Here is a 26505-nt window from a genome sequence, read left to right on the forward strand (position 1 = left end):
GGGACGCTTCCGTGTCAACGGAAGCGTCCCATTCTGCGTTGGGCGACGAGGGCAGCGGTATCGAACGGGTTTCGAGCCTCGCGGGCAGCGGCTGCGGGTGAGAAGAGCATCACCACCGAGCACGCCGGCCACCACACGCCCGTGATCAGCAGTGCGCTGACAATCCCGACGGGGGAGACGGACCCGACGACCAGTTGTGCCGCTCCGACAGCGAGGGCGGCGACGGTTCCGAGCCCGAGGATCATCGGCCGCCACGTGGCCGATGCCACCATCCACGCGGCCCCCACGAGCGCTGTGACAGCGACGAGCTGCCCGCTCGGAAGGTCGGTGGCCGTTGTCGACGACGCCGCGAGGTGACGCACCAGAGCTGTGGTCACTTCCGCGCCGACGACGCAGGCAATCGCCACTCCGATGCCGTACGGCAGTTTTCGGACCAGGGCGACAACGGTGAGGGCGGCGAGGACGGTCAGCACTGCGGTGACGTCGATAGTGCTCAGTGCTCGCGAGGCCAGGGCGGCGGCCGGGCTCGTGGAGACGGGCCACACCGGTGCCATGTTCGGCACCCACATCAGTAGTACCGACAACAGCACCGCGCAGAGGCCCGACACCGTCAGCCGGGTACGGATCGCCCGTCGGTGCGCTCGCTCGCTCGTGTTCGCCGAACGGCTCTCGTTGCCGGCTCCACGGGGTGACCGGATCGGTCCGCTGTCGAGACTCGGTGATCGCATGGACGCCAGACTGCCGCAGTCGGCTGAGCGTGAGGTGTGAGCATCGTGGGAACCGGCTGAGCATCTGCGGTAACGGTCGGATCACGACGAAGAAGCGTCGATTCCTTGTTGTAGCCGCAACCTAGTAATGGCGATCTGTCAAATTCCTGGAGTCTGCAAACAGCCGAAAAACCGAGCCGAAAGTAGAATTCGACCCTGCAACCAACCGATCGGTCGGAGTGTGCGGTCCAGTGCGGTGCAGAGGAGGCTACTCGACTGCGGCTCCGAGTAGTTGCTCTCGAGTGTCGCACCTCGCCTACCTGGACTTTTGTGCGGAGTTTGTCTCCTGTCACAGTATTTTGAAATGCGAACTATGAATTCGTTGCAAGTCGTTGATCGGATGGGCCGATCTGTGTGACTATGGTCACATAGTCCAGTTCACCCTGGGCGAGACCGTCGAAAAGGGCGTAGTTTCAGCCGCATCGGAAAACCGTATTCCCCCGTTACGGCCAAGTTGGTAACGATCTGAACACGGTCTGGTCGGCTCATCGCAACTCGTGAACGGGCATTCGGCACCAACAGAAGTCGGAAACTCGAAGGAGAAGAACATGACCACAATGTCGCAGGGGCAGCTCGATATGGTCCGCGCGTTCTTTTGCAACGAGTTCCAAGCGGACTCGCTGGACCGTACGGTGATGCCGGAGCCCACGGCCGATGCCGTTGCCGAATGGATCGACGCGCTGTCCGCCAGTGGACTGTTCGCACCCGCGGAGGTGCACAACATCTCGTCCGTCTGGTGTGCCGAGCCCGAGTCGATGACCGCACTGCTCGTCGGCGAAATCGACGAAATTGCTGTCAAGCGGCACGAGGCCGCTGCCGTTGCTACTCCGGCGCTGATCTCCGCGTTCGGTCGCGCCAGCTGACCGTCTGTGCTCGTGCCACCGGCATCCGTTGGCACCGCTTCGTTACGATCACCCGAACCGGTGATGTCCGTCGGCAACGGTGCCGCACAACGAAGTGAGGGTTTTGTATGGGCGTGGTGGGCTTGGACGAAGATGCAGTGTCGACGTGGATCGCGGAGCTGGGGATAGGCGCAACATCGCCGCTCTCGTTTCAGCGCATCGGTAACGGCCAGTCCAACCTCACGTATGCGGTTCGCGACGCCGGTGGCAGTGCGTGGGTCCTTCGCCGGCCGCCGTTGGGCAAATTGTTGGCGTCGGCTCACGACGTCGTGCGCGAGCACCGGATTCTCTCCGGTCTGCAGAATTCGCCGGTCCCTGTGCCGAAAATGATTGCGATCACGCAGGATCCAGCCATTTCCGAGGTTCCGTTGGTCCTGATGAGTTTCGTCGACGGGGTCGTCGTCGACTCGGTGTCGGCTGCCGAACAGTTGGACCCCGATCAGCGTCGACGTGTCGGACTCGGTCTGACCGCGGCGTTGTCCGACATACACCGTGTCGACCTCGAGTCGTCGGGTCTTGCCGACCTCGCCGGCCGCAAACCGTACGCTGCGCGTCAGATCGCGCGGTGGACCACGCAGTGGGACTCCTCCCGAACCCGGGAGGTTCCTGGAATCGACTCGCTCGCAGCACGATTGACGGCCAAGATCCCCGAGCAGCACGAGGTGACGCTGGTTCACGGCGACTTCCATCTGAGCAACGTCATCACCGCTCGAAACGACGGCCGCGTGGTTGCCGTCGTCGACTGGGAGTTGTGCACGCTCGGAGACCCGTTGGCGGATCTGGGTGGTCTGCTCGCCTACTGGCCTCAGGCGGATGACGGGGTTGCCGGTCCTTTCATGGCATCGACTCTGCCCGGTTTCCCTACTCGGGCGGAGCTGGTCGAGTCCTACGCACACAACACGGGCCGCGATGTGACCGATGCCGGATTCTGGGAAGTGCTGGCGCTGTGGAAGTTGTCGATCATCGCCGAAGGCGTCATGCGCCGGATGGAAGCCGATTCACGCAACCGCGCCGTGGGCGGTGCGCCGACCACCACGCTGATCGACGACATCGTCACCCGAGCGCTGCAGCGCGCCGACGAAATCGGGCTCTAGATTCAGGCGTCTACTGACGTTCCGATCACCAAAGTGCGTGCTGCAGTTTCGATTTCGGAGGGAATGGGGACGGGGCGACGGGAGTTCGCGTCGACGTAGACGTGAACGAACCGTCCCCGAGCGGCCAATGTCATTGCGTCGTCCTCGGCTTCGCGGAACAGAGCCAGCGAGTAGACGATGCTGCGGGTGCCCAGCTTCTCCACCGCCAGACCGACCTGGAGGCGATCGGGAAAACTGAGCTCGGACAGATAGCGGCACGAGGTTTCGGCCACGACGCCGATCGCGGGCAGAGTCCTGATGTCCACACCCGTCGTTTCCATGAGCCACCCGTTCACTGCGGTGTCGAAGTATGCGTAATACGTCACGTTGTTGACGTGGCCGTAGTGGTCGTTGTCGTCCCATCGGGTCGACACCGGCCACAGTGCCGGGAAATCCGACGCATTCGACAATTCCACGCTGTCCTTCGGCGACTCCGTCATGGCACGACGCTAACCCGTCGCCACGTCGGCAACAAACGCGACCGGATTCGAGGCATCGGAGAGCTGAGTCCGGGCGAATGCTTCCTCGGTATCGCCGTCGTGACGTAGTCTTTGGTTGGACCGGACCAGTCCGTACCGCTGGTTCTGCGAGTGATCGAAAGGCCGGCGCAGTGGTGATGCCCATACACCTGAGGGACAGTCAGATCCCGAAGCATGAACAGCTACGCGCAATTCTGTTGCACCGCTGCACCAAGGAGCTTTCGCCGGGGGATCTGATGCCGAGCGAGCGTCGGTTGATGGAGGACTACGGCGTCAGTCGCATCACGGTACGCGAGGCGATAGGGCAGCTCGTCAACGACGGACATCTGGTTCGGGTACGTGGGAAAGGGACGTTCGTTGCTTCTCGTACCGTGCAGTCGCGGTTGCACCTGGCGTCGTTCTCCGAGGAGATGCGTGCCCAGGGGCTGACGCCGACGACGGTGGTCCTGTTCGCGCGACTCGAAAAGCCCTCGGCAGCAACGATTCGTGCTCTGGGCCTGGTCGACGGTGATCGGACGTACCACATCAAACGGCTACGGCTGGCCGATGCCGAGCCGGTCAGTGTCGACGACGGGTGGTACCGGGCCGAACTCCTTCCGGGGCTGATCGACCACGATCTGAGTCAGTCGGTGTACGAGGCCGTGCGCAACCACTACGGCCTGACCATCGATCGAGCCGAGCAGACCGTCAAAGCGACAGCCGCCGACAGCGACACCTCCACGCTGCTGGGGACCAAACGCGGCGCACCGGTGCTGTACTTCGACCGAGTGTCGTTCAGCGGCGACGAACCGATCGAGCACACGGAGAGTTGGTACCGGTGCGACCGGTACCAACTCTCGATGGAGGTGCAGGGGGAGCGGCGCACCACGCAGCGCCGCTAGGCTCAGGGCAACACGAACAGCGAGTCACCCTGTGCCACCGAGGTTCCGACGGCCGCGCTCGTGACGGCATCGGGCTCGGAGTCCATCAGGACCACGGGAATCACGTCGGAGTATCCGGCCTCCGCGATCGCCGCAGGGTCGTAGGTGATCACAAGATCGCCGGACTGAACCCGATCGCCCTCTGCTGCAACGAGTTCGAAACCCTGGCCCTTCATCTTCACGGTGTCGATGCCGATGTGCACCAGCACTCCCGCCTTGTCGTCGGTGAACACGACGAACGCATGTGGGTGGAGTTTGAGGATCTTGCCGGCTATCGGAGACCGCACCTCGACGGGCCCGCTACCGGCCGCCGGGCGCACGGCGACCCCGGAGCCCACCATCTGCGAAGAGAAGACCGGGTCGGGGACGTCGGCGAGCGAGATGACCTGACCGGCAACAGGACTGGAGATCGTCGAGGTCCCGCTCACAGAATGTCGCCGATGTCCTCGGCGAGGGTGTCGGCCTCCGGGCCGACGATGACCTGCACGGCGGTCCCCTTGTGGAACACTCCGTGCGCACCGGCTGCCTTGAGCGCAGCCTCGTCCACCAGCGACCCGTCCTTGACCTCGGTACGGAGCCGGGTGATGCACGCTTCGATCTCTACGATGTTGTCGGCACCGCCGAGGCCCTTCACGATCGCGTCCGCCTTGGCCATGTTCTGTTCCCGCTTCCTTCTCGTGTGCAGTGGTGTCGGCGAGGTCACATCTCCGGGTTGACATGTGGTCGTCACCTGGCCAAACTACAACTGGTAATGACCGGACAGTACCCCTGATGTCATCCGGTCACAACAGTAGAACTCCCTTGCCGGACCAGCCTCGAAGAGAAGGTCGCCATGACCCTGAAGAAGACGGACTCGGCCGAAGCCGAACCGAAGAAGGAATCCAGATCTCTCGCCGGGTTGCAGCGATTCGGGCGCAGTCTCATGCTGCCCATTGCGGTTCTTCCCGCGGCGGGAATCCTGTTGCGGCTGGGCCAGGACGACCTCCTCGGCAGATTCAGTGCTCTGGGCACCGCGGCGGCCGTCATCTCCGCTGCAGGACAGGCGGTCTTCACCTGGTTGCCCTTGATATTTGCCGTGGGCATCGCCATCGGCTGGGCCAAGAAGTCGGACGGCTCGACCGCCCTCGCCGCCGTCGTCGGCTACATGGTGATGAACGGTGTCTTCACCGCGATGTCACCGGTGGTACTGGAAGGCAAAGTCGACGCGAACGGCGATCCGGCCGTGATCGACTACGGCGTGTTGGCCGGCATCGTCATCGGCCTGCTCTCCGCCATTCTGTGGCAGCGGTTCTACCGCCAGAAACTGCCGGATTACCTCGGCTTCTTCAGCGGACGACGTCTGGTTCCCATCCTGACCGCTGTCACCGGCCTCGTCGTCGCCGTCGTCATGTCGTTCGTCTACCCGCTCTTCTACAGCGCACTGAACTGGGTCGGAAACACCGTTGCCGATCACAGTGTGGTGGGTAGCGGAATCTACGGTTTCGCCAATCGCATGCTGATTCCGACGGGACTGCACCACATTCTCAATTCGGTCGTCTGGTTCCTCGTCGGTGATTATCAGGACGCGAGTGGTCAATTGGTGCGTGGCGATCTCAACCGATTCTTCGCGGGAGATCCGTCCGCGGGAGTCTTCATGACCGGCTTCTTCCCCATCATGATGTTCGCTCTGCCTGCCGCCGCATTCGCGATCTATCGCAACGCCAAGCCGTCGCAGAAGAAGATCGTCGGCGGAATCATGTTGTCCACCGGTCTGACTGCGTTCGTCACCGGCATCACCGAACCGCTCGAGTACTCGTTCATGTTCGTCGCCTGGCCGCTCTACATCATCCACGCCGTGCTGACCGGAACCTCCATGGCACTGACCAATGCCCTGGGAATCCATGACGGCTTCTTCTTCTCTGCGGGCGGTATCGACTATCTGTTGAACTATGGAATCGCCACGAAGGCATGGCTTCTCATTCCTATCGGCCTGGTGTATGCGGTGATCTACTACTTCCTGTTCAGCTTCGTCATCAAGAAGTGGAACCTGCGCACCCCCGGCCGCGAGGACGACGCGGTGCTCGAACCCGACCGGGCATGAGTGAATCGATCACGACGACGCTCAGGGGGCGGGTCGTCACACCCGACGCGGTCATCGAGGATGCCGTCGTGGCGTTGTCCGGCGATCGAATCTCCTGGGTGGGTCCGGTAGTGGCGTGGCCCAACGAGGCTCCACCGCAATCGAATTCGACCATCCTGCCGGGCTTGGTCGATGTGCACTGCCACGGCGGCGGCGGGGCGTCGTTCCCGGATTCTGCCCGTGCCGATCTGATGACCGCGGTACGGCACCACCGTGGCCGCGGCACCACCACGATGCTCGCATCGCTGGTGTCGGCATCCCCTGGGCGACTGGTCGAGCAGACGTCGATGCTCGCCGATCTGTACGAGTCGGGGGACATCGCCGGGGTCCACCTCGAAGGGCCGTTCCTGTCTGTTGCCCGCTGCGGGGCGCAGGACCCCGCGTCACTCCGTGGCGGCGACACCGGTCTGCTGGCAGACATCATCGACGCCGGGCGGGGATCGGTACGGTCGATGACACTTGCTCCCGAAGTCGACGGCTTCACGGCCGTCGGACACATGTTGCGAGAGAACGGCATCGTCCCCAGCATCGGGCACACCGACGCCGACGCACGCACCACTCGCAGCGCAATCGACGCCCTCGGAGAGGGTGCCATCGGTGCCACGCACCTGTTCAACGGGATGCCCACCTGGCACCATCGGTCGCCGGGGCCGGTCAGCGAGTGCTTGGCCGCCGCGGCGCGAGGGTCGATGGTGCTCGAATTGATCGGCGACGGAGTACATCTCGCCGACGAGACCGTGCGAGCGGTGTTCGATCTCGTCGGCGGTGGGAACATCGCGTTGGTGTCCGACGCGATGGCCGCGGCGGGAATGGCCGACGGCCGCTACCGGCTCGGGCCGCTGGATGTCACCGTGCACGATTCGGTCGCCCGCCTGTCGCGGGAGAACGATCCCGAGTCGGCCCCGATCGCGGGCGGCACGTCGAGTGTGCTCGACCTGGTACGCCGCGCAGTGCTCGACGCCGGCGTGCCGTTGCTCGACGCAGTGCGTGCCGGGGCAACCACCCCGGCAGCATTGATCGGGATCGGGGCCGAAACCGGTTCTCTCGTCGCCGGATCGAGAGCGGACGTGCTGGTGGTCGACGCATCCTTCGAGCCGGTGCAGGTCATTCGCGGCGGACGCGCGATCGAGGAGGAAAGTTAGATGGAGATCGTCGTACTCCCTACAGCTACCGACGTGGACCGAACCGCGGCCGACGTCGTCGAGCGCGTCGTGCGAACCGACTCGGTCCCGGGATCGGGCCCCGTCCTCGGGTTGGCGACCGGGTCGAGTCCCGTCGGCACGTATCGCGAGCTGGCCCGCCGACATCGCGAGGAAGGGCTGTCCTTCGCTGGGTGTCGAGCGTTTCTGCTCGACGAATACATAGGGCTACCCAGAACTGCTGAGCAGTCGTACTTTTCGTTCATTCGCGAGAACTTCGTGGACCTCGTCGATCTGGACGATTCCGCGGTGTTCTCGCCGGACGGTGAAGCCGTCGACATCGCTGCCGAAGCGCGACGATACGACGCCGCGATCGCGGAGGCCGGTGGTATCGATGTGCAGATTCTGGGCATCGGCACCGACGGACACATCGGCTTCAACGAGCCCGGATCGTCACTTCGGTCGAGAACCCGGGTCAAGACGCTCACCGAACAGACTCGGGTCGACAATGCGCGCTTCTTCCCCTCGCCGGAGGAGGTGCCGCACCACGTGCTGACGCAAGGCCTCGGCACCATCGACGAGGCGCGTCATCTCGTGCTCATCGCTACCGGAGAATCCAAGGCAGACGCGGTGGCCGCGGCCGTCGAGGGGCCGTTGTCGGCACGCTGTCCTGCGTCCGCGATTCAGTGGCATCCGCACGTGACGGTACTGGTGGACGAGGCAGCTGCTGCGTCCCTCGCTCTCACGGACTACTACCGCCACGCCCACGCGAACAAGCCCGCGTGGCAACGCCTGTGAGTCAGCGACGGGAGAATTCCGACGCCCGCTGGATCTGATCGTCGGACGGGCGAACTCCGGTGTAGAGAACGAACTGTTCTGCTGCCTGCAGGGCAATGACCTGAGCGCCGGTGATCACCGGTTTGTTCGCCGCACGCGCCGCGGTGATCAGCGGTGTCTCCGACGGCATCGCGACCACGTCGAACACTGCCTGTGCCGCATGGATCTGCGACTCGGTGAAGGGTGTCGAATCGGCAGCGGGGCCGCCCGCCATTCCCACCGGGGTGACGTTCACCAGCAAGTCGGCTCCGACGGACTCGGCCGACCAGTCGTATCCGTACGCCTCGGCGAGAGCCGGACCGGTCGACGTGTTGCGAGCAACCACGGTGCCGCGGGTGAAACCCGAATCCCGCAGTGCGGCAACGACTGCCTTGGCCATACCGCCGCTGCCGGTCACGGCCACCGAACAATCGGTCGAGATACCGCTGGACGCGAGCAGATCGGCCACAGCCTGGTAATCGGTGTTGTAGGCGTGCAGCACGCCCGCCTCGTTGACGATGGTGTTGACCGATGCGATCGCGCTCGCAGATTCGTGCATGACGTCGACCAGCTCGATCACGTCTTCCTTGAACGGCATGGAGACCGCGCATCCCCTGATACCGAGTGCACGGACTCCACCGACCGCGGCCGCGAGATCGGTGGTGGTGAACGCCTTGTAGACGAAGTTCAATCCCAGTTCGTCGTACAGGTAGTTGTGGAAGCGGGTTCCGATATTGCTCGGCCTTCCCGACAGAGACATGCAGAGCTGGGTGTCACGGTCGAGAAAGCTGCGCGACGACGTCGTTGCCATTGGCCAGACTTTACCGCCCGCGTTCGCATCGCCGGATCAGCAGCCGGGGGCCACCGAGGCAAGGGCGCGGCGGTCGGCCTCGGTGATCGGCAGCTCGTACTGGGCCGCCACCGACAGATATTTGCCCGCGTAGAAACAGTGGTACGCCGCGTTCGGCGGCATCCACTGCGACGGCGTCTTGTCGCTCTTGCTCTGGTTGTCCGGCCCGTTGACCGCCAGCAGATTGAACGCGATGTCGTTCGCGAATCGAATGCGCTTGTCCGCTGCCCAGCCGTCGGCACCCATGTCCCAGGCGGCAGACAACGGATAGACGTGATCGATCTGAATCTTGCCGGCGTCGGACTTGGTGAACTGCAACCGTTCACCGGAGTAGGGGTCGTCCAGGGAACCCGCGAGCACCACGCAGTCTCGGGTGCCGGCCTTGAACTCGACTTCGGTCATCGACAGTGCCAGCACGTTGTCGCGAGTTCCACACCCGTCGTGCCCGCCCGGTCCGTCGTAGTCGTCCGTCCACGCCGGTCCGAACACGCACCCTTCACCGCTCTTGCATCCGCGCTCGTACCCACGGGGATCGGGTCGTGCGGCGACGACGGCCACCCGATCCAACAGCGTTTCGATCTGGGCGCGGGTGGGGCTGCCCGGAGCCGGGGGCGGGGGAGCCAATCCCGGTATGTCGGACCGGTCACAGGATTCGAACGTCGCCATGACGATCGCGGCGATCACCAACGCGGCCGCTACCCACAGCTTCTTCACACACGCCCCATCGTGAAACTTCGATCTTGCCGACTCTCGTACCTCGCGACAGCAGTGTGCCGGACGGTACCGACACCGCCCGACACGGTCGGGTGTCAGCGAACCTCGATGACGACCTTGCCGAGTGCGTGCCCGTTCTCCACGAGCGCAAGAGCCTCGCCTGCGCGGTCGAGTGGAAACGTGTGATCGATGCGTGGGCGAAGGACGCCGGTCACGACCAGATCGGCCAATCGGGTGAACGCCGCCGTGGTGCGCTCGCGCACTGCTCCAGACCCACCCCACTGGGCGGCGAGCACCGGGTCGGCCACGCTGACGATCGGAGCGCCGGTCTTCACAGCGGCCGCGCGAAGAGTGTCGCCGCCGACCAGATCGACGATGCCGTGTACCGACCGCGATATCGAACCGACGTACTCGGGTCCGGACTCGACGAACTCCGCACCGAGGCTCTCGATCCACTCCCGCTTGCCCGAGCTCGCCACCCCGAGAACGTCGATACCGTCGGCACGCGCCAGCTGCAGAACCGAAGAACCCACACCGCCGCCTGCGCCGAGAACGAGAACCGTGTTGCCTGCAGTCAGCGCCAACCCTCGCAGTGCGTCGAAGGCGGTCCCGGGCGCCACCGGCAGTGTCGCCGCGACCGACCAGGACACGGCCTCGGGCTTGTGTGCCGTGCCGGCCGCGTTGAGCAGCGTGTACTGCGCATAGCCGCCGTGACCCGACGCCGTTGCCCCGAAGACCTCGTCACCGACCGAGAACCCGTCCACTCCCGCGCCGACGCCCACAACAGTGCCCGACACCTCCCGCCCCAGCACCGCAGGCAAAGTGATCTGCACGGTGTCCTTGCGATTACCCGCCCGCACCTTCCAATCTGCGGGATTCACCCCCGCGGCATGTACCGCCACGAGAAGCTGCCCCGATCCCGGTTCCGCCACGGGGAGGTCCAGAAATGTCTCGGTGTCGGGGCCGCCGTATTCGTCGAAGCCGTACGCGATCATGGGACCACTGTGCCTCATCGATGAGACATCGGTGCCTCATCGAAGACACATCGGCGCCGGGTATGTCGGTGCGTGCTGGTTGGATGGACCGATGCTGCACGGTCTCTGGTCTCCCGGTGCCGGATTGCTGCTCTGGGACGACGAGATCAGCACCGGAGACGAACCCGACCTACCGGCGACACACTCGCACGTGCTCACCCGCACGTTCCGGCATCGCGCCCGCGTGACGATTCCCGACTCCACTCGACGCGCCACCCCTCGGGATCCGGTCGAACTTCCGGCGATCGCGCTGGCTCCGCACGATGCGGCCGACCTGTTGCTCCGCACCCCGTCGGCCCACCCGCTGATCTCCGGCGACCTTCGGTTCCTGGGCCACGTCGCCCAGGGCATCGAACGGTGGGTCCGGGCCGGACGAGTGGTGCCGGCACTGAAGTTGATGGACGGCCAGTGGTGGCCGCGCTGGCGGCTGGTCGGCGGCGAGCGTCAACGCGCCTGGCTCAGCGAGCTCGCTGTTGCGATGCCGTCGGTGCAGCGGGCGAACGAACGGCCGAAGAAGCTTCTGGACGACATGGTCGAGGAGCTCACCGACCCGATCGTCAGATCGGTGCTCGGCAAGCCCGACTCCGAACATCCGTTGCTGTCGGCCCTCGTGCGTGACGATCCGTATCTCGATGGGACGCAGAAGATTTCGACGCTGTTCGACAATTGGCGCGCCAGCCTCACCGTCGACGAACCGGCGTTGGTGCTGCGCCTGCTCGAACCGGACGACGACCGGGACGACGAGACCGGTGATGCCGACGGTGCCCCGGACGATGCCGTCGAGTCGTTCTGGACACTTCAGGTGTGCCTGCGCGCGGACGGGGAGGCGCCGCGTCCGGTCCCGATGAGCCGCAAGGTCGACGCGACCTTGCTGTCGACGGCAGTGCGCAAACTCGGCGAGGCCGTCGCTGCCTACCCGAGGCTGCGTGATCTGCCCACCCAGGAGGGCACCCTCGACCTGTTGTTGCCGACGTCGGTGGTCATCGATCTCGTCGAACACGGTGCCACTGCATTGCAGGCCACCGGCACGACGGTCCTGCTGCCGAGGGCCTGGACCAGGTTGGATCCGTCGATGCGATTGCGGGTCGAGTCACCCGCGGTGACCAAAGCTGCGGCCGATCGTGCCGTCGGTATGGACGAGCTGGTGTCGTACGACTGGCAACTGCAGCTGGGCGACATGGTGCTCACCGAAGCGGAGATGAACCGGCTTGCCGTCTCGAAGGGCGACCTCGTCCGGCTGCGCGGGCAATGGGTGCTCGCCGACGGGGGACAGCTGGCGCGGGCCGCGAAGTACGTCGCCGAGCATCACGGTGACGGGACTGCGCTCAGCACGTTGATGCGTGAGATGACGTTGGCCGATCCGCCTCCGGCTCCGGTCCAGGACATCCGCGCCACCGGCTGGGCGGCAACGTTGCTCGAACCCGGGGCGGTTCCGGAAACCATCCCGGTGCCCGACGGTGTCCGAGCGACTCTGCGGCCCTACCAGCAACGCGGTCTCGACTGGCTCGCGTTCATGAGCCGGCTCGGTCTCGGTGCCGTGCTCGCCGACGACATGGGCCTGGGCAAGACACTGCAGGTGCTCACGCTGCTCGCTCACGAGAACAGTGCGACTCCGACGCTGTTGGTGGCCCCGATGTCGGTGGTCGGTAACTGGCAACGTGAGGCCGCGAAATTCACTCCTGCACTGCGTGTTCTGGTGCACCACGGTCCGACGCGGTTACGCGACGAGGAGCTCGATCGAGCGATCGCGGAGCACGACCTGATCGTCACCACGTACGCATTGATGGCCAAGGACCGCGCGCAGTTGGCCGCACAGACGTGGCGCCGTGTGGTTCTCGACGAGGCGCAGCACATCAAGAATGCAGGCACAGTGCAGGCGAAGGCGGCACTGGCCATTCCGGCCGATCACAAACTGGCGCTCACCGGGACGCCGGTGGAGAACCGGCTGGACGAGCTGAGGTCCATTCTGGATTTCGCGAACCCCGGCATGCTGGGGCGGCCGTCGGACTTCAGGAAGCGGTTCTCGGTGCCGATCGAGCGGGAGAACGACGAGAACGCGGTCTCGCGGCTGCGTGCCATCACGTCTCCGTTCATTCTGCGTCGCGTCAAAACCGATCCCACGGTCATCTCGGATCTGCCGGAGAAGAACGAAATGACCGTGCGCGCCAACCTCACTGCCGAGCAGGCGGCGTTGTACAAGGCGGTCGTCGACGAGATGATGGCGCAGATCGCCGACGCGAAGGGCATGAAGCGCAAAGGTGCGGTGCTCTCGGCCCTCACCCGCCTCAAACAGGTGTGCAACCATCCCGCGCATTTCCTGTCCGACGGTTCGGCGGTACTCAAGCGAGGTCAGCACCGTTCCGGAAAGATCGGATTGGTGGAGGACATGCTCGATTCCGTTCTCGGTGACAACGAGAAGGCATTGTTGTTCACGCAGTTTCGAGAGTTCGGTGAGCTCGTGGCACCGTATTTCGCCGAGCGTTTCGGAGTTCAGGTGCCGTTCCTGCACGGCGGCGTGAGCAAGGGCAAGCGCGATGAGATGGTCGAGAAGTTCCAGAGCGACGACGGTCCGCCGATCATGATGCTCTCGCTCAAGGCCGGTGGTACCGGACTCAACCTCACTGCCGCCAATCATGTTGTGCACCTCGATCGTTGGTGGAATCCGGCGGTGGAGAACCAGGCGACCGACCGCGCCTTCCGTATCGGCCAGCGCAAGAATGTGATGGTGCGCAAGCTGCTGTGTGTGGGCACCGTGGAGGAACGCATCGATTCGATGCTGGTGTCGAAGCAGGATCTGGCGGATCTGGCGGTGGGCACCGGTGAGAGCTGGGTGACCGAGATGGACACTGCGGAACTGCAGGAACTGTTTCGTCTCAGCGAAGATGCGGTGGGGGAGTGATGGCCGACTTCTCGCAGTACGGTAAGCGTCGACAAGCCAAGGGCGGCATCGAGTCTCGTAACAAGCGGGGTGCCTTCGGACAGACGTGGTGGGGCAGGCACTTCGTCGCCGCGATGGAAGATCTCGCCGACCCGGGCCGGATCGCACGGGGCCGAACCTATGCCCGCCAGGGTCAGGTGCTCACTCTCGGCGTCGAACGCGGGCAGATCTACGGCGAGGTGCAGGGCAGTCAGCTCGAGCCGTTCTCGGCGTCGATCAGCGTCGAGCCGCTCACCGAAGGCGAGGTGGCCGCGCTCGTCGGCCGAGTGCGATCCAACCCCGGCATGCTGGCGGAACTCGCGTCCAACGCGATTCCTCAGGCGCTGGCGTCGGTGCTGCTTCCCCACGACAAGGGCCAATTGGATTTCGACTGTTCGTGCCCCGACGACGGGTGGCCGTGCAAACACGCGGCAGCGCTGATGTACATCGCCGCCGAGCACATCGACGCGTCCGCGGGGACGATCCTGACACTGCGCGGTGTCGATCTGGATCAGTTGATCGAGGGGGTCGGCGACAGCGATGAGGAGTTCGACCCTGACGACTGGTTTGGCGATCGTGCGGCGTTCCCCGAACTTCCGAAAGTGTCGTTCGCTCCGGCGACGGACGATCTCGATCCGCTGATCCTGCGCAAAATCTTTCGCTCCGACGGTTCGACGGAGGCGGACGTCAGCCGGGCCTGCGCTGATCTGCGCGCGTTCTACGACCGGATGTGACCGCTCCTGGACTTACATGGACATCCGACTATAGGATGAGCGTACTTAATTCCACGCTCGAGGACGGACACCCATGGCTCGCGAACTCACGCACTTCATCGGCGGCAAGCATGTCGCCGGCACCTCCGGACAGTTCGGGGATGTGTTCGATCCCAATACCGGTGAGGTGCAGGCCCGGGTGCCCCTGGCCGACGTATCCGAGGTCGAGGCTGCCATCGCCGACGCCGAGCAGGCGCAGCGTGAGTGGGCGAAGTGGAACCCGCAGCGGCGCGCTCGGGTGCTGATGAAGTTCCTCGCGCTCGTCACCCGCGACACCGAAGAACTCGCTCGGCTGCTCTCGTCGGAGCACGGCAAGACCATCGCCGACGCCAAGGGCGACATCCAGCGTGGCGTCGAGGTCGTCGAGTTCGCCGTCGGTGTTCCGCACCTGCTCAAGGGTGAGTACACCGAGGGTGCGGGCGGCGGTATCGACGTCTATTCGATGCGTCAGCCGCTCGGTGTCGTTGCCGGCATCACCCCGTTCAACTTCCCGGCCATGATTCCGCTGTGGAAGGCCGGCCCGGCCATCGCCTGCGGTAACGCCTTCATTCTCAAGCCGTCCGAGCGAGATCCGTCCGTGCCCCTCAAGCTCGCCGAGCTGTTCCTCGAGGCAGGTCTGCCGCCGGGCGTCTTCAACGTCGTCAACGGCGGCAAGGACGCCGTCGACGTGCTGCTCACCGACGATCGCGTCAAGGCGATCGGCTTCGTCGGATCGACGCCCATCGCGCAGTACATCTACGAGACGGCGGCGCAGCACGGCAAGCGCGCACAGTGCTTCGGTGGAGCGAAGAACCACGCATTGGTGATGCCCGATGCCGATCTCGACGAGGTCGCCGACGCTCTGCTCGGAGCCGCATACGGTTCGGCCGGCGAGCGATGCATGGCGATTTCCGTCGCGGTTCCCGTCGGTGAGGAGACCGCCGACGCGTTGGTCGCCAAACTGACCGAGCGGGTGGCGAAACTGAAGATCGGCCGCAGCGACGACGAGAACGCGGACTTCGGCCCGCTCGTCGGTAGCGATGCGTTGAAGCGCGTCAACGATTACACCCAGATCGGTGTGGACGAGGGTGCCGAGTTGGTCGTCGATGGACGCGGATTCAGTCTCGAGGGCCACGAGGGCGGATTCTTCGCCGGCGCAACGCTGTTCGACAAGGTGACCACCGACATGCGCATCTACAAGGAAGAGATCTTCGGTCCGGTCCTGATCGTCGTGCGCGCGAAGGACTACGAGGACGCACTGCGTCTGCCGTCCGAGCACGAGTACGGCAACGGCGTCTCGATCTTCACCCGCGACGGCGACACCGCTCGCGATTTCTGCTCCCGCGTCCAGGTGGGCATGGTGGGAGTCAACGTGCCGATTCCGGTGCCGATCGCGTACCACACGTTCGGTGGTTGGAAGCGTTCGGGATTCGGCGATCTCAACCAGCACGGACCGGATTCCATCCGCTTCTACACCAAGACCAAGACCGTCACTCAGCGTTGGCCGTCGGGCACCAAGGAAGCAGCTGCGCAGAATCACTTCGTCATTCCGAACATGGACTGATCGACGATGTTCACGTTGAACGAGGACGAGCGTGCCATCAACGACACTGCTCGTGATTTCGCGGACGAGTTCCTCGCACCGAACGCCGTCGAATGGGATCAGCAGAAGCACTTTCCGGTGGACGTGCTGCGCAAGGCTGCTGCTCTCGGGATGGGCGGCATCTACACTCGCGAAGACGTGGGCGGATCGGGCCTGACCCGCGTCGACGCGGTGCGCATTTTCGAGCAACTCGCCACCGGTGACCCGTCCATCGCGGCCTACATCTCGATCCACAACATGGTCGCCTGGATGATCGACACGTACGGCGACGACGAGCAACGGCAGCGCTGGCTTCCGGGGCTGTGCTCGATGGACCAGCTCGGTAGCTACTGCCTCACCGAACCCGGCGCTGGATCCGATGCGGCAAAGCTCGGTACCAAGGCCGTCCGCGACGGTGACGAGTACGTGCTGGACGGCGTCAAGCAGTTCATCTCCGGCGCAGGCACTTCCGAGGTGTACGTCGTCATGGCCCGCACCGGAGCGCCGGGTCCCCGCGGCATCTCGGCGTTCATTGTGCCGAAGGACACGGCGGGACTGTCGTTCGGAGCGAACGAGAAGAAGATGGGGTGGAACGCTCAACCCACCCGCCAGGTGATCTTCGAAGGTGCCCGCGTTCCTGCTGCCTACTTGCTCGGCGGCGAGGGCGACGGATTTCGGATCGCGATGAACGGGCTCAACGGCGGACGCATCAACATCGCCGCGTGCTCGATCGGCGGCGCCCAGTCCGCTCTCGACAAGGCCGTGTCCTACCTCGCCGACCGCAACGCATTCGGCGCCAGGTTGCTCGACTCGCAGGCCCTGCAGTTTCGACTGGCGGATTTCAAGACCGAGCTCGAAGCTGCCCGAACTCTGCTGTGGCGAGCAGCGGACGGGTTGCAGAACAATGCAGCCGACAAGGTCGAGATGTGTGCGATGGCCAAACGTTTCGGTACCGATACCGGCTTCGAGGTCGCCAACGGGGCGCTGCAATTGCTCGGCGGATACGGTTATCTCGCCGAGTACGGTGTCGAGAAAATCGTTCGCGACCTTCGGGTCCACCAGATTCTGGAAGGTACCAACGAGATCATGCGCGTGGTCGTAGCTCGCTCCATCGTGGGTGCAGCATGAGCGATGTCCTACTGGAGGTTTCGGGCGGGATCGGTCGCATCACTCTGAACCGCCCCAAAGCGATCAACGCACTCTCGCATGCGATGGTGCAGCAGATAGCTCCGGCGTTGGCGCAGTGGGCAACCGACGACAGCGTCGACGTCGTCCTGTTGACCGGAGCCGGCGAGCGAGGATTGTGCGCGGGCGGCGACATAGTCTCGATCTACCATGACGCCAAGGACGGCGGCAGCGGGAGCAAGGACTTCTGGCGCGACGAGTACGTGCTCAACGCCGCGATCGCCCGCTTCCCCAAGCCCTTCGTCGCGATCATGGACGGCATCGTCATGGGCGGTGGCGTCGGGCTCTCGGCCCACGCGAACACCCGCATCGTGACCGAACGTTCGAAGATCGCGATGCCCGAGGTCGGCATCGGATTCATTCCCGATGTCGGTGGCACCTACCTTCTTTCGCGTGCGCCCGGCGAAACCGGTACCCACTTCGCGCTCACCACGGCGCGGATGAATGCGGCCGACGCCATCGCGGTCGGATTCGCCGATCACTACATTCCGTCGGACAAGCTCGAGGAGTTCTACACCGCCCTCGAGACGGTCAGCGTCGGGGAGGCCGTCGACACGTTCAGCGAGTCGGCTCCGGAATCCACCGTCGCGACTCAGCAAGAATGGATCGACGAGTGCTACGCAGGTGACGACATTCAGGGCATCGTCGACGCTCTGGCTGCATCGCCGGTGCCGGAGGCGCAGCAGGCCGCACAGGACATCGCGTCCAAATCGCCGGTGTCTCTTGCGGTGACGCTGCGGTCGCTGCGACGGGCGGCGACCCTGCCCTCCCTCGAGGCCGTGCTCGACGAGGAGTACCGCGTGTCGGTCGCGTCGCTGAGCAGTCACGATCTGGTCGAGGGAATTCGGGCGCAGGTCGTCGACAAGGACCGCAACCCCCAGTGGCAGCCGGCCACGTCGGCGGATGTCACTGCCGAGGATGTCGACCGATACTTCGCGCCCCTGGGCGACGCCGAACTCGGTCTGTCGAAAGCACTTACAGAAGGTGAGCAGTCATGAGCGAGAAGACGATCGGATTCATCGGCCTCGGGCACATGGGTGGACCGATGGCCGCCAACCTGGCTGCGGCCGGGTACACGGTGCAGGGCTTCGATCTTGTTCCCGCGGCGCTGGAGCAGGCCACGAAGGACGGCGTCACTGTGGTGGAGTCCGCGGTTGCGGCCGTCGCCGGAGCCGACATCGTGATCACGATGTTGCCGAACGGAAAACTGGTACTCGGGCTGTACGGGGACCTGCTTCCGGCCGCGGCACCGGGGACGTTGTTCATCGATTCGTCGACCATCGACGTCGCCGACGCGCATGCCGCGCACCGGGTGGTGCACGAGGCCGGACACCGTAGCCTCGACGCTCCGGTCTCGGGCGGTGTCGGGGGAGCGGCCGCAGGCACGCTCACGTTCATGGTCGGTGGTTCGGAGGACGATTTCGCCTCCGCCGCTGCCGTTCTCGACGTCATGGGCCGCAAGGTCGTGCACTGCGGGCCGGCGGGCAACGGTCAGGCCGCCAAGATCTGCAACAACATGATTCTCGGCGTATCGATGATCGCCATCAGCGAGGCCTTCGTGTTGGGCGAGAAGCTCGGCTTGAGCAATCAGGCGCTCTTCGACGTGGCATCGACTGCGTCCGGCCAATGCTGGGCGTTGACGACCAATTGCCCGGTGCCCGGTCCGGTTCCGACGAGCCCGGCGAACAACGAGTACAAGCCCGGATTCGCGGCGGCCCTCATGGACAAGGATCTGGGTCTGGCTGCGAATGCACTGCGCGACAACGGGGTCGAGGGAGTACTCGGACTTCGGGCAGCCGAGCTCTACGCTCGGTTCAAGGAAACGTCCGGCGGCGGAACCGACGTGGACTTCTCCGGCATCATCAACGACATCCGCGAACGCTCGAACGGAGCTGCTCAGTGACCGACTACGAAACCATCCTGCTCGAACGCCGGGGACGCGTCGGCATCATCACGCTGAACCGTCCGAAAGCATTGAACGCGCTGAACTCTCAGTTGATGCGTGAGGTCGTGTCGGTGGTCGAGGAACTCGATGCAGATTCCGAGATCGGTGCCATTCTGATCACCGGATCCGAACGGGCCTTCGCGGCCGGGGCCGACATCAAGGAAATGCAGCCCAAGTCCTACATGGACGTGTACCTCGACGACTTCTTCGCGGCGTGGGATCGACTGGCCGCGGCGCGGACGCCCCTCATCGCCGCGGTCTCCGGTTATGCACTCGGTGGCGGCTGCGAACTCGCGATGCTGTGCGATGTTCTGATCGCCTCGGACACCGCGGTATTCGGACAACCCGAGATCAAGCTCGGCGTCATTCCGGGAATCGGTGGCTCGCAGCGCCTGACGCGTGCGGTGGGCAAGGCCAAGGCCATGGAGATGTGCCTGACCGGCCGGAACATGAAGGTCGAGGAAGCCGAGCGAGCTGGATTGGTCTCGCGCATCGTGCCGGTCGCGGATCTCCTCGACGACGCCATCGCAACCGCGACCACGATCGCCGAGATGTCGCTACCGGTTGCCATGATGGCGAAGGAAGCAGTGAACCGATCGTTCGAGTCGAGCCTTCGTGAGGGAGTTCTGTTCGAGCGCCGCGTGTTTCATTCGACGTTCGCCACAGAGGATCAGAAGGAAGGCATGTCGGCTTTCATCGAGAAGCGCACGCCCAACTTCCAGCACCGGTAGTGCTGGCCGCTCTTTCGGGTCGTTCCGCGGGTTCCACTCGCGTGCTTTCGGGTCGTTCCGCGGGCTCCACTCGTGCTTTCGGGTCGTTCCGCGGGCTCCACTCGCGGGGCCGTCCTACCTGTCGGGGGACAGGAGGGCGGCCCCGCGGGCCGAGACCAGCTCGGGCATCGTCGGCACCAGGGTCGTCAGGCCGGTCCGCAGTTCGAGTGACCGCGCTATCGAGGTGATGTTCGCGCCGCCGCCGACCACGACGATGGACTGCGGTCTGGCACCGGACAGTTCGATGGTCTGCTCCACCAGCATGCCCGCGTAACGGACGGGTCCCGCGATCAGATCGTCGAAGTCGCGCCGTGTCAGCACATGCCGTGCAGTGCCGGCTGGGTCCGTGGTGCTGACGACGGAATCGACACTCAGTTGCTCCTTGATGGACCGGCTGGCGTCGATTCCGACGCGAACGCCGTTGGACGAGAGCAGCCGGCGCACCGAGTGATCGAGATCGTCGCCGCAGAACGTGGCAGTGCGCCGCGTCATGAGGGTGCGAGTGGACGCGAGATCGATGACGGTGACCGTGGTCCCGGTACTACCGATGTCGCACAGCACGGTGACGCCGTGATTGGGGACCAGCCCGATGAATCGTAGAAACCTCACTTGCGCAGCAGTTTCCGGAACGAGTGAGGCCGTGCGAGCGGTACCTCGGGTGGCGACCGTGCCGGGATCGGTGGCCACCCGGTAGGCAATGGCAGAGAACTGGACCGGGAGCGACATCGTCGCGGCGATGGAATGGATGGCGTCGACGCCGGTGGCGATCGTGGTGGCCAGCGACTGCCCGGGGGCGCGGCGCACCGTCCGCGACACGATGGGTGTGCGGTGGGGGCTGTCCAGATACGTCAGAATTGCGCGTGCACCGTGCGCACCCGCTCCGACCCCCAACACCAGCACCCCGCCCCGCCCTTCAGCAGACCGACTCCGACCTGTTCCCGGTGCAATTGGACCACGAACGGTACGGCTGTGCCATTGTCTTGTGACGAGTCACCATCGAACTCAGAACGATGTGGTGATGTCATCACTGTCGAAATCGCCTGCATCCGAACGCAGTTCCGCGAGGATGCGCACCAGTGCCATGAGCTTGTCGCGCGCGAGCCCGGGCTTGGCGAACACCAGAGTGTTCAGGCGCTCGGTGGCTTCGACCGCCAACGTGCGCCCCTGCTCGGTGATTTCGACCAGGGTTGTCCGTCGATCGCTGGGATGGGGAATGCGGCGCACGTAGCCGACCGATTCGAGGCGGTCCACCGCGTTGGTCACACTGGTGGGGTGCACTTGCAGTCGGGCACTGGCCTTCGCCATAGGTAACGCGCCGTTCTTGGTGAACGTCAACAACGTCAGCAACTCGTAGCGCGAAAAGGTCAGTCCCGTCGGCTTGAGCGCTTCCTCGACCCGGGCCAGCATGATCTGCTGCGCGCGCATCAGCGAGGTGACCGCGGCCATACCGTCGGCGGCATCGGACCACCCGTGCTTGGTCCACTGACGGTGGGCCTCTGCAATGGGGTCGAGGGGAAGCGGCGACGGTGCTGGCATACACACCATCCTCCCACGGTGCCCGGTTCGAGCGTCTACCGAATGACGGTGCGAAGTACCGCGAGTGGTACCCGATCGGTGATCGCTGCTCGAGTCCGCGAAATCTGCTCGCGGGCATCGACTGTGCGCGCGCTGTCGGTCTCGTCGACGGTCAGGGCGGCGTCCAACAGGCTCAATTGCGCCAGCACGGCGTCGACATCGTCGGTGGAGCGCGCCGCGCGGCCGACCCTCTCGGCGAGACGAATTCCGGCCTGGACCACCATGGGACTGCCGGTCCCGTAGATGCGCACCGCATCGAGCGCATGGTCGATCAGGATCGAGACGGCCACCCGCCGCACGATCAGTCGCACCTCTCCGTCGGTTCCGCGCCGTCCGCGTGACGGTGCCGGCCGTTGGACCAGGGCAACGAGTCCGACGGAGAGATCGTCGATGGCGTTACGTGCCGTGTAGGGATCGTTGACCCCGGTGGACAGCGCCCGGACCGCCATTTCCGTCATCTGCTCGACGGCGAACGCGATGTCGTGGCGCGGCGTCCTACTGGTACCGATGTCGAAAGAAGAGCGGACTCGGTCGATCGATGCGTCGGAGATGTCGGCCGAGCGATCGGCGAGAATGTCGACGAGCGGCTCGCCGGAGACGATGTGCTCGCCCGGGACCCGATGAATCTCGATCAGCGTGCCGTTGTCGGTCGCGATGCCCAGCAGTGCGTCCTCGTCGATGTCGATGATCACCCCGGATGTCTCGGCCAGGACTGTCACGTAGACAGGTGGTTTCGAGATGCCGTCGATCGAAGCGGCGTCGTCGGGAAGATCCGTCGGGTAGAGGGAGTCGACGGATTCCGACAACTCGTCGCGGACTCTCGCGGACAGGGTGGCCACTTGAATCGACTGCGCGATGTGATGGATGAAGTAGACGAGTACGCCTACATCGACCACCGCGAGCGCCACGGCGACATTGACGGCGATGTCCGGGACGAACACCGAACCATCGGACTCGATCGAACGAATCGACCGCAGCACCATCAGCGAGTACAGGAACGTCGCCCCGAAGATACCCAGAACCACCTGATTCCCGCGGTCCGCCATGAAGTTTCGCACCAGGCGGGGGCCGTACGAGGAACTGGCCGTGGCGAGGACGGAGATGGTGATAGAGAACGACGTGGCAGCCACCCCCAGCATCGAGCCACCGATCGCCCCGAGGATGTCCCGGCTGCCACTCGCCCCGACGTGATAGAGCAACGAACCCGTCAGGTCCACGCGGGTGTCGAGTAGGTAGCGATCGAGGCTGACGAGCGCCTGCGCCAGTAGGAGTGCGAGAACTCCGAGGACGGCGGGAATGAACCAGAACGACTCCCGCAACCGCGCTATGTGTTCCTTCATGAGCGACAGTCTTCCCGCCCGGGAACGAATCGACACCCGCACTTGGAATCGCGGCGCTCGCTTCGTTCGACCGAGGCCTGCCGACACAGGCCGGTCTCGTTTCGTCTCAAGCGAGCAGAGCAGGCTTTCGTGCCACGGTGACGGCCCAGTCCGCGTCGGCGCGCCAGGGCCGCAGGTCCCAGGTGGAGAACCGATGTTCGACGAAAAATCCGACGGCAGTGAGATCCTCGTGGAGTTCGTCGGCTGTGTATGCCCGGTCGGTGGCGAAGCCGGTGACGAACACTCCGCCGTCGTTCAGATGTGCCCAGATGCGTTCGAGCGCAGCACGTTCGGTGCCGGGCTCCAGAAAGACCAACACGTTGCCGGCCGCGACGACCGCGTCGAACGTGCGATTCAACTCGAGCGTGGTCAGATCCGCGAGATGCACGTCGAGTTCGGGGTGACTACGCGCCTTCTCGACCAGAATCGGATCGAGATCCACAGCGGTGACGTGGTGGCCACGTCGCGCCAGTTCGGCACCGAGTCTGCCCGTACCGCAGCCGGCGTCGAGAATGTCCGACGCGGGGGAGACCACCGCGTCGACCATGCGGGCCTCACCGTGCAGATCCACGCCGCGTTCGGCCAGACGATCGAATCGCTCGATGTACCGGGCGGAGTCGTCGGCGGAGTTTTCGGCTTGCCAGCGCGTGGTCATACCGCCAGGGTAGGTCAGCTCGGTTCGTCGAGGGCCGACCGGGCTTCGGCCACGCGTGCCCGGGCCGCCTCGAGCGCCTCCGCCGTCGACTCTGCCTGTTCGACGCTTTTTCTCTCCGCGGCCCGCGCTGCCTTCGCTGTGGCTCTCGCGGCCTCCAGCTCGGCTTCGAGTCTCTCGACTTCTGCTGTCGCGCTGCGTCGTTCGGACGCAGCGCGCTCCGTGCCCTGGTCGGCAGCGTCGGCCGCATCACGTGCGGCATCGAATGCGGTTTCGGCAGAGTCGAGTTCGGCAACCAGGCGATCGTGTTCGGCCTGGCGCAGCCGCTCGGCTTCGTTCTCGGCATCGGATTCCGCTGCGGACTCGGGCGCGTCATCGGCAATGTCCGGTTCGCCGTCGTCCTCGGTCTCGGTCTCGGTCTCGGTCTCAGGAGGATCCGGAACGAGCGAGAGAAGCGCGGGGCCGAAGCCGCTGTATGTCTCGGCCACCACCGTTCGGCCCGCACGAACCCGGTCGCGGATCTCCGGATCGGCCATTGCGGCATTGAGGGTGTTGGAAACCTCGCGCGCCGCGTTGTCGCCGACGGTCACGCCACGTTCGCGACCCAATGCCACGGCTCGATCGGTGAGCGCGCGTATCGAAGCGCTTCGAGCGGTGGACAACTCACGCAGTCGATGACCGTCGCCGCGTTGCTGAGCCCGTTCGAGTTCGGCACCGAGGTCGAACAACTCGGCGACCGCGGATTCGTCCTGACGAGCGAGTGTGTTCACCAACCAGGCCACGACAGTGGGTTTACGGAGTCCGCCGATACGAGTGGCACCGGACTTGTCTCCGGCCTTCTTGAACCGGGTCACATACGCCGATCGGTGCGACACGAAGTCGGCGGGTGCCAGTGAATACAGGTCGTCGATGACGGTGTCGATATCGGGGAGATCCTCGGACATGTGAACAGTCCGTCTCGTTCGAGCAGTCACCTCGGAGAAGTGACATGCGTGAAAGATGTGTGCCCCCGGCAGGATTCGAACCTGCGGCCTTTCGCTCCGGAGGCGAACGCTCTATCCCCTGAGCTACGGGGGCGCACCGGCTTCAGCCGGCGTGCCTGTTGGGCTGTACGAAAGACTAGCGCATGTGCGACGCGAGTCGAAATCACCCCTCGGGCAGCGGCTGCGCACCCTTCGCCGCGAGCATCTGCTTCATCAGCGTCGACTCATTCGTCTGCGTTGCCACCATGGACTTCGCCAGGTTGATCACCGCAGGAGACTGCGCGTGTGTCTGGGCGTATTCCATCATCGCCAGGCCGCCCTCGTGGTGACGCAGCATCAGCTGCAAGAACATGACGTCGACGTCGGTTCCGGTGGCTTGGCGTAGTGCGGCGAGCTCCGTGGAGCTGGCCATGCCGGGCATGGCCCTGGTGGGATCGGAGGATCCCGGTTCCATCGACATGCCGCCCATCGAATGGCCGTGAGAGTCGTCGGCCGTCATCCAGGTCATGTAGCCGTCGGTCGATATCGGCGCGCGGTCCCACAACGCGAGCCAGCCCTGCATCTGGCCCACCTGATTCTGTTGCGAGGTGAGCATGTCGAACGCCAGGCTCTTGACGGCCTGATCGGGCGCGTTGGTCAACGCGACCGCGGCCATTTCGATGGCCTGGTTGTGGTGCACCGTCATGTCCTGGGCAAATCCGACGTCGACAGAATCTGCTGCGGGGGAGTTGTCACCGTTGCGGAACGGATTCTGCGCCAGGAAGCCCAGCGCGAATCCGATCGCCAGTACGGCGATCACGGCCAAAGCGACCAGCGCAGTGCGCTGGCTCCGCTTGGTCTCGGGGACGCCGTTGACCGAGTCGACTGTCGATTCGGTCATCAGCTCGCGGGCACCTGGAGATCGCTGGGCAGCTGTGCTCCGCCGGGCAACTGTGCTCCGCCGGGCAGGCCGCTCGGCATTCCGCCTGCGCCGCTGGTCTCGCTGGCGTCGGGAGTGATGCCTGCGCCGTCCATCGGAACGGCGTCCGCACCCGGGGCCGAAGCGTCGAACAGCGGCGGGTTGTCGGGATCGAACGCGTTGTCACCGACTCCGGGCACGGATGCGCAGCTGGCACCGACCTCCGGGTAGGCGAATCGATTGAGGCGCAGAGCCGAGATGAATTGACCGATGCGCTCGTCGTCGACGCTGTCGAGCTTGAGCTGGTGACCCCAGGACTGCAGCGAGACGGGAGTGTCGAGGCCCGGGTACGGCGACATCATCATCTGCGTTTCCCCGTCGACGCGGTCGGCGAGGGACTGAATCTGGTCTTCGTTGAGGTCGTCGGGGTTGTACGTCACCCAGACCGCTCCGTGTTCGAGGGAGTGCACAGCGTTCTCGGTGCGGATGGCCTCGGGGTAGACGATGCCGGTGCAAGTGGCCCACACCGCATCGTGCGGTCCACCGAACGGCGGCGTCTGGTCGTAGGCGACGCGTTGCGCGCGCCCGACGTGCAGGGCTGCCGGGTATTCCTTGATGGTGACGCCGTCGATTCCCGTCGACGGATCCTGATTGCTCTCGCTGGGCGCGAATTTCTGCGCCTCGGCGCGGTCCTGGTACTTGGGGTAGAGGTTGACCCCGAGGCCCACGACCAGTCCGACGACCACAACGACACCGGCAACCGTCAGCCAGGGAATCTGTCTGCCCTTGGCGGCGGGGACACCGCCCTGCTTCTTGCGAGCTGACTTCTTGTTGGCTGCACTGATGGCTTTGTCTGCCTTCGCAGCCGACTTGTTCTGACTGCCGTTGTCGGGACCCGTTGGCATCGCTGTGGTTGCTCTCTCAGTCGAGGAAAAGTGGGTGGTCGGTAGCGCTGGTGGTACGTATCTGCTGGTGACGGCCATACTCGACGGTC

At 64.7% G+C, this 26505-nt stretch carries 27 protein-coding genes and 1 tRNA gene; 13 read left to right on the forward strand and 15 right to left on the reverse strand.

Annotated elements, in window-relative coordinates; translation table 11 throughout:
• Window positions 1–14 precede the first annotated feature (14 nt).
• Window positions 15–728: a hypothetical protein gene (locus CH268_RS21440; RefSeq protein ID WP_141215177.1), complete on the reverse strand. Its 714-nt coding sequence runs from the start codon at window positions 726–728 to the stop codon at window positions 15–17.
• A gap of 587 nt (window positions 729–1315) precedes the next feature.
• Here CH268_RS21440 and CH268_RS21450 point away from each other — a divergent pair.
• A complete protein-coding gene (locus CH268_RS21450; protein ID WP_141215178.1) occupies window positions 1316–1630 on the forward strand; it encodes a hypothetical protein in 315 nt (104 codons plus the stop codon).
• Window positions 1631–1737: 107 nt separating this feature from the next.
• Window positions 1738–2763, forward strand: coding sequence for a phosphotransferase family protein (locus CH268_RS21455; protein ID WP_032373990.1), 1026 nt, complete (start codon window positions 1738–1740; stop codon window positions 2761–2763).
• Between the two features lie 2 nt (window positions 2764–2765).
• Here the strand turns inward: CH268_RS21455 and CH268_RS21460 are convergent, their stop codons facing one another.
• The gene (locus CH268_RS21460; RefSeq protein WP_094665847.1) at window positions 2766–3242 is read right to left on the reverse strand and encodes an acyl-CoA thioesterase; all 477 of its coding nucleotides are present in this window, start codon (window positions 3240–3242) and stop codon (window positions 2766–2768) included.
• Window positions 3243–3415: 173 nt separating this feature from the next.
• On the opposite strand from CH268_RS21460, the gene CH268_RS21465 reads away from it, so the two are divergent.
• Window positions 3416–4162: a GntR family transcriptional regulator gene (locus tag CH268_RS21465; RefSeq protein ID WP_094665864.1), complete on the forward strand. Its 747-nt coding sequence runs from the start codon at window positions 3416–3418 to the stop codon at window positions 4160–4162.
• Between the two features lie 2 nt (window positions 4163–4164).
• Here the strand turns inward: CH268_RS21465 and CH268_RS21470 are convergent, their stop codons facing one another.
• Window positions 4165–4629, reverse strand: a complete 465-nt coding sequence (locus tag CH268_RS21470) for a PTS sugar transporter subunit IIA (RefSeq protein WP_045840903.1) — start codon at window positions 4627–4629, stop codon at window positions 4165–4167.
• A complete protein-coding gene (locus CH268_RS21475; RefSeq protein WP_027497937.1) occupies window positions 4626–4856 on the reverse strand; it encodes a glucose PTS transporter subunit EIIB in 231 nt (76 codons plus the stop codon). Before CH268_RS21475 ends, CH268_RS21470 begins: the two co-directional genes overlap by 4 nt.
• Before the next feature lie 177 nt (window positions 4857–5033).
• Between CH268_RS21475 and CH268_RS21480 the strand changes: the two genes are divergently transcribed.
• Genes CH268_RS21480 through nagB form a run of 3 tightly spaced genes read left to right on the forward strand, consistent with a single transcriptional unit; the run spans window position 5034 to window position 8257 of the window.
• Window positions 5034–6281 (forward strand): PTS transporter subunit EIIC, encoded by a 1248-nt coding sequence (locus tag CH268_RS21480; protein WP_032365561.1) that lies wholly within the window; start codon window positions 5034–5036, stop codon window positions 6279–6281.
• Window positions 6278–7462 carry an N-acetylglucosamine-6-phosphate deacetylase gene (locus CH268_RS21485; RefSeq protein ID WP_032385070.1) on the forward strand — a complete coding sequence of 395 codons (1185 nt, stop codon included), beginning with the start codon at window positions 6278–6280 and terminating at the stop codon, window positions 7460–7462. The genes CH268_RS21480 and CH268_RS21485 overlap by 4 nt, the downstream gene beginning before the upstream one ends.
• On the forward strand, window positions 7463–8257 hold the full coding sequence (gene nagB, locus CH268_RS21490; RefSeq protein ID WP_094665848.1) for a glucosamine-6-phosphate deaminase: 795 nt from the start codon (window positions 7463–7465) through the stop codon (window positions 8255–8257).
• Window position 8258: 1 nt separating this feature from the next.
• On the opposite strand, the gene CH268_RS21495 is transcribed toward nagB, so the two are convergent.
• The 3 genes from CH268_RS21495 to CH268_RS21505 form a co-directional block, all read right to left on the reverse strand.
• On the reverse strand, window positions 8259–9086 hold the full coding sequence (locus CH268_RS21495; protein WP_032365564.1) for a shikimate 5-dehydrogenase: 828 nt from the start codon (window positions 9084–9086) through the stop codon (window positions 8259–8261).
• Between the two features lie 36 nt (window positions 9087–9122).
• Window positions 9123–9839 carry an HNH endonuclease family protein gene (locus CH268_RS21500; protein ID WP_441346993.1) on the reverse strand — a complete coding sequence of 239 codons (717 nt, stop codon included), beginning with the start codon at window positions 9837–9839 and terminating at the stop codon, window positions 9123–9125.
• A 95-nt stretch (window positions 9840–9934) separates the two neighbouring features.
• Window positions 9935–10834 carry an NADP-dependent oxidoreductase gene (locus CH268_RS21505; protein ID WP_094665849.1) on the reverse strand — a complete coding sequence of 300 codons (900 nt, stop codon included), beginning with the start codon at window positions 10832–10834 and terminating at the stop codon, window positions 9935–9937.
• A 91-nt stretch (window positions 10835–10925) separates the two neighbouring features.
• Here CH268_RS21505 and CH268_RS21510 point away from each other — a divergent pair, with 91 nt between their 5' ends.
• From CH268_RS21510 to CH268_RS21540, 7 genes are all read left to right on the forward strand, one after another.
• Window positions 10926–13772, forward strand: a complete 2847-nt coding sequence (locus CH268_RS21510; RefSeq protein WP_094665866.1) for a DEAD/DEAH box helicase — start codon at window positions 10926–10928, stop codon at window positions 13770–13772.
• Window positions 13772–14524 carry an SWIM zinc finger family protein gene (locus CH268_RS21515; RefSeq protein ID WP_094665850.1) on the forward strand — a complete coding sequence of 251 codons (753 nt, stop codon included), beginning with the start codon at window positions 13772–13774 and terminating at the stop codon, window positions 14522–14524. Before CH268_RS21510 ends, CH268_RS21515 begins: the two co-directional genes overlap by 1 nt.
• 73 nt (window positions 14525–14597) lie before the next feature.
• Window positions 14598–16106, forward strand: coding sequence for a CoA-acylating methylmalonate-semialdehyde dehydrogenase (locus tag CH268_RS21520; protein ID WP_032365569.1), 1509 nt, complete (start codon window positions 14598–14600; stop codon window positions 16104–16106).
• A 6-nt stretch (window positions 16107–16112) separates the two neighbouring features.
• A complete protein-coding gene (locus CH268_RS21525; RefSeq protein ID WP_094665851.1) occupies window positions 16113–17252 on the forward strand; it encodes an isobutyryl-CoA dehydrogenase in 1140 nt (379 codons plus the stop codon).
• Window positions 17249–18307, forward strand: coding sequence for an enoyl-CoA hydratase/isomerase family protein (locus CH268_RS21530; RefSeq protein WP_094665852.1), 1059 nt, complete (start codon window positions 17249–17251; stop codon window positions 18305–18307). The genes CH268_RS21525 and CH268_RS21530 overlap by 4 nt, the downstream gene beginning before the upstream one ends.
• Window positions 18304–19212, forward strand: a complete 909-nt coding sequence (gene mmsB / locus CH268_RS21535; protein ID WP_094665853.1) for a 3-hydroxyisobutyrate dehydrogenase — start codon at window positions 18304–18306, stop codon at window positions 19210–19212. Before CH268_RS21530 ends, mmsB begins: the two co-directional genes overlap by 4 nt.
• A complete protein-coding gene (locus tag CH268_RS21540; protein ID WP_027497924.1) occupies window positions 19209–19985 on the forward strand; it encodes an enoyl-CoA hydratase in 777 nt (258 codons plus the stop codon). Before mmsB ends, CH268_RS21540 begins: the two co-directional genes overlap by 4 nt.
• A 114-nt stretch (window positions 19986–20099) precedes the next feature.
• Here CH268_RS21540 and CH268_RS21545 read toward each other — a convergent pair whose 3' ends face one another.
• The 8 genes from CH268_RS21545 to CH268_RS21580 all read right to left on the reverse strand — a co-directional run bounded on the left by CH268_RS21545 (window position 20100) and on the right by CH268_RS21580 (window position 26416).
• Complete coding sequence (locus CH268_RS21545) at window positions 20100–20924, reverse strand: hypothetical protein (protein WP_027497923.1); 825 nt, start codon at window positions 20922–20924, stop codon at window positions 20100–20102.
• A gap of 102 nt (window positions 20925–21026) precedes the next feature.
• On the reverse strand, window positions 21027–21560 hold the full coding sequence (locus CH268_RS21550; protein WP_032365573.1) for a MarR family winged helix-turn-helix transcriptional regulator: 534 nt from the start codon (window positions 21558–21560) through the stop codon (window positions 21027–21029).
• A 35-nt stretch (window positions 21561–21595) separates the two neighbouring features.
• Entirely contained in the window at window positions 21596–22939 is a 1344-nt protein-coding gene (locus tag CH268_RS21555) for a DUF2254 domain-containing protein (protein ID WP_094665854.1), read from the reverse strand.
• 106 nt (window positions 22940–23045) lie between these two features.
• Complete coding sequence (locus tag CH268_RS21560; RefSeq protein ID WP_032365574.1) at window positions 23046–23633, reverse strand: class I SAM-dependent DNA methyltransferase; 588 nt, start codon at window positions 23631–23633, stop codon at window positions 23046–23048.
• Between the two features lie 14 nt (window positions 23634–23647).
• Window positions 23648–24574, reverse strand: a complete 927-nt coding sequence (locus CH268_RS21565) for a hypothetical protein (protein WP_094665855.1) — start codon at window positions 24572–24574, stop codon at window positions 23648–23650.
• Between the two features lie 60 nt (window positions 24575–24634).
• A tRNA-Arg gene (locus CH268_RS21570) sits at window positions 24635–24707 on the reverse strand.
• 69 nt (window positions 24708–24776) lie between these two features.
• Window positions 24777–25493 carry a DUF305 domain-containing protein gene (locus CH268_RS21575; protein ID WP_094665856.1) on the reverse strand — a complete coding sequence of 239 codons (717 nt, stop codon included), beginning with the start codon at window positions 25491–25493 and terminating at the stop codon, window positions 24777–24779.
• A complete protein-coding gene (locus CH268_RS21580; protein WP_094665857.1) occupies window positions 25493–26416 on the reverse strand; it encodes a DUF3105 domain-containing protein in 924 nt (307 codons plus the stop codon). Before CH268_RS21580 ends, CH268_RS21575 begins: the two co-directional genes overlap by 1 nt.
• Window positions 26417–26505 lie beyond the last annotated feature (89 nt).

The organism is Rhodococcus sp. 06-1460-1B (assembly GCF_002258475.1).
GTDB classification, from domain to species: Bacteria; Actinomycetota; Actinomycetes; order Mycobacteriales; family Mycobacteriaceae; genus Rhodococcoides; species Rhodococcoides fascians.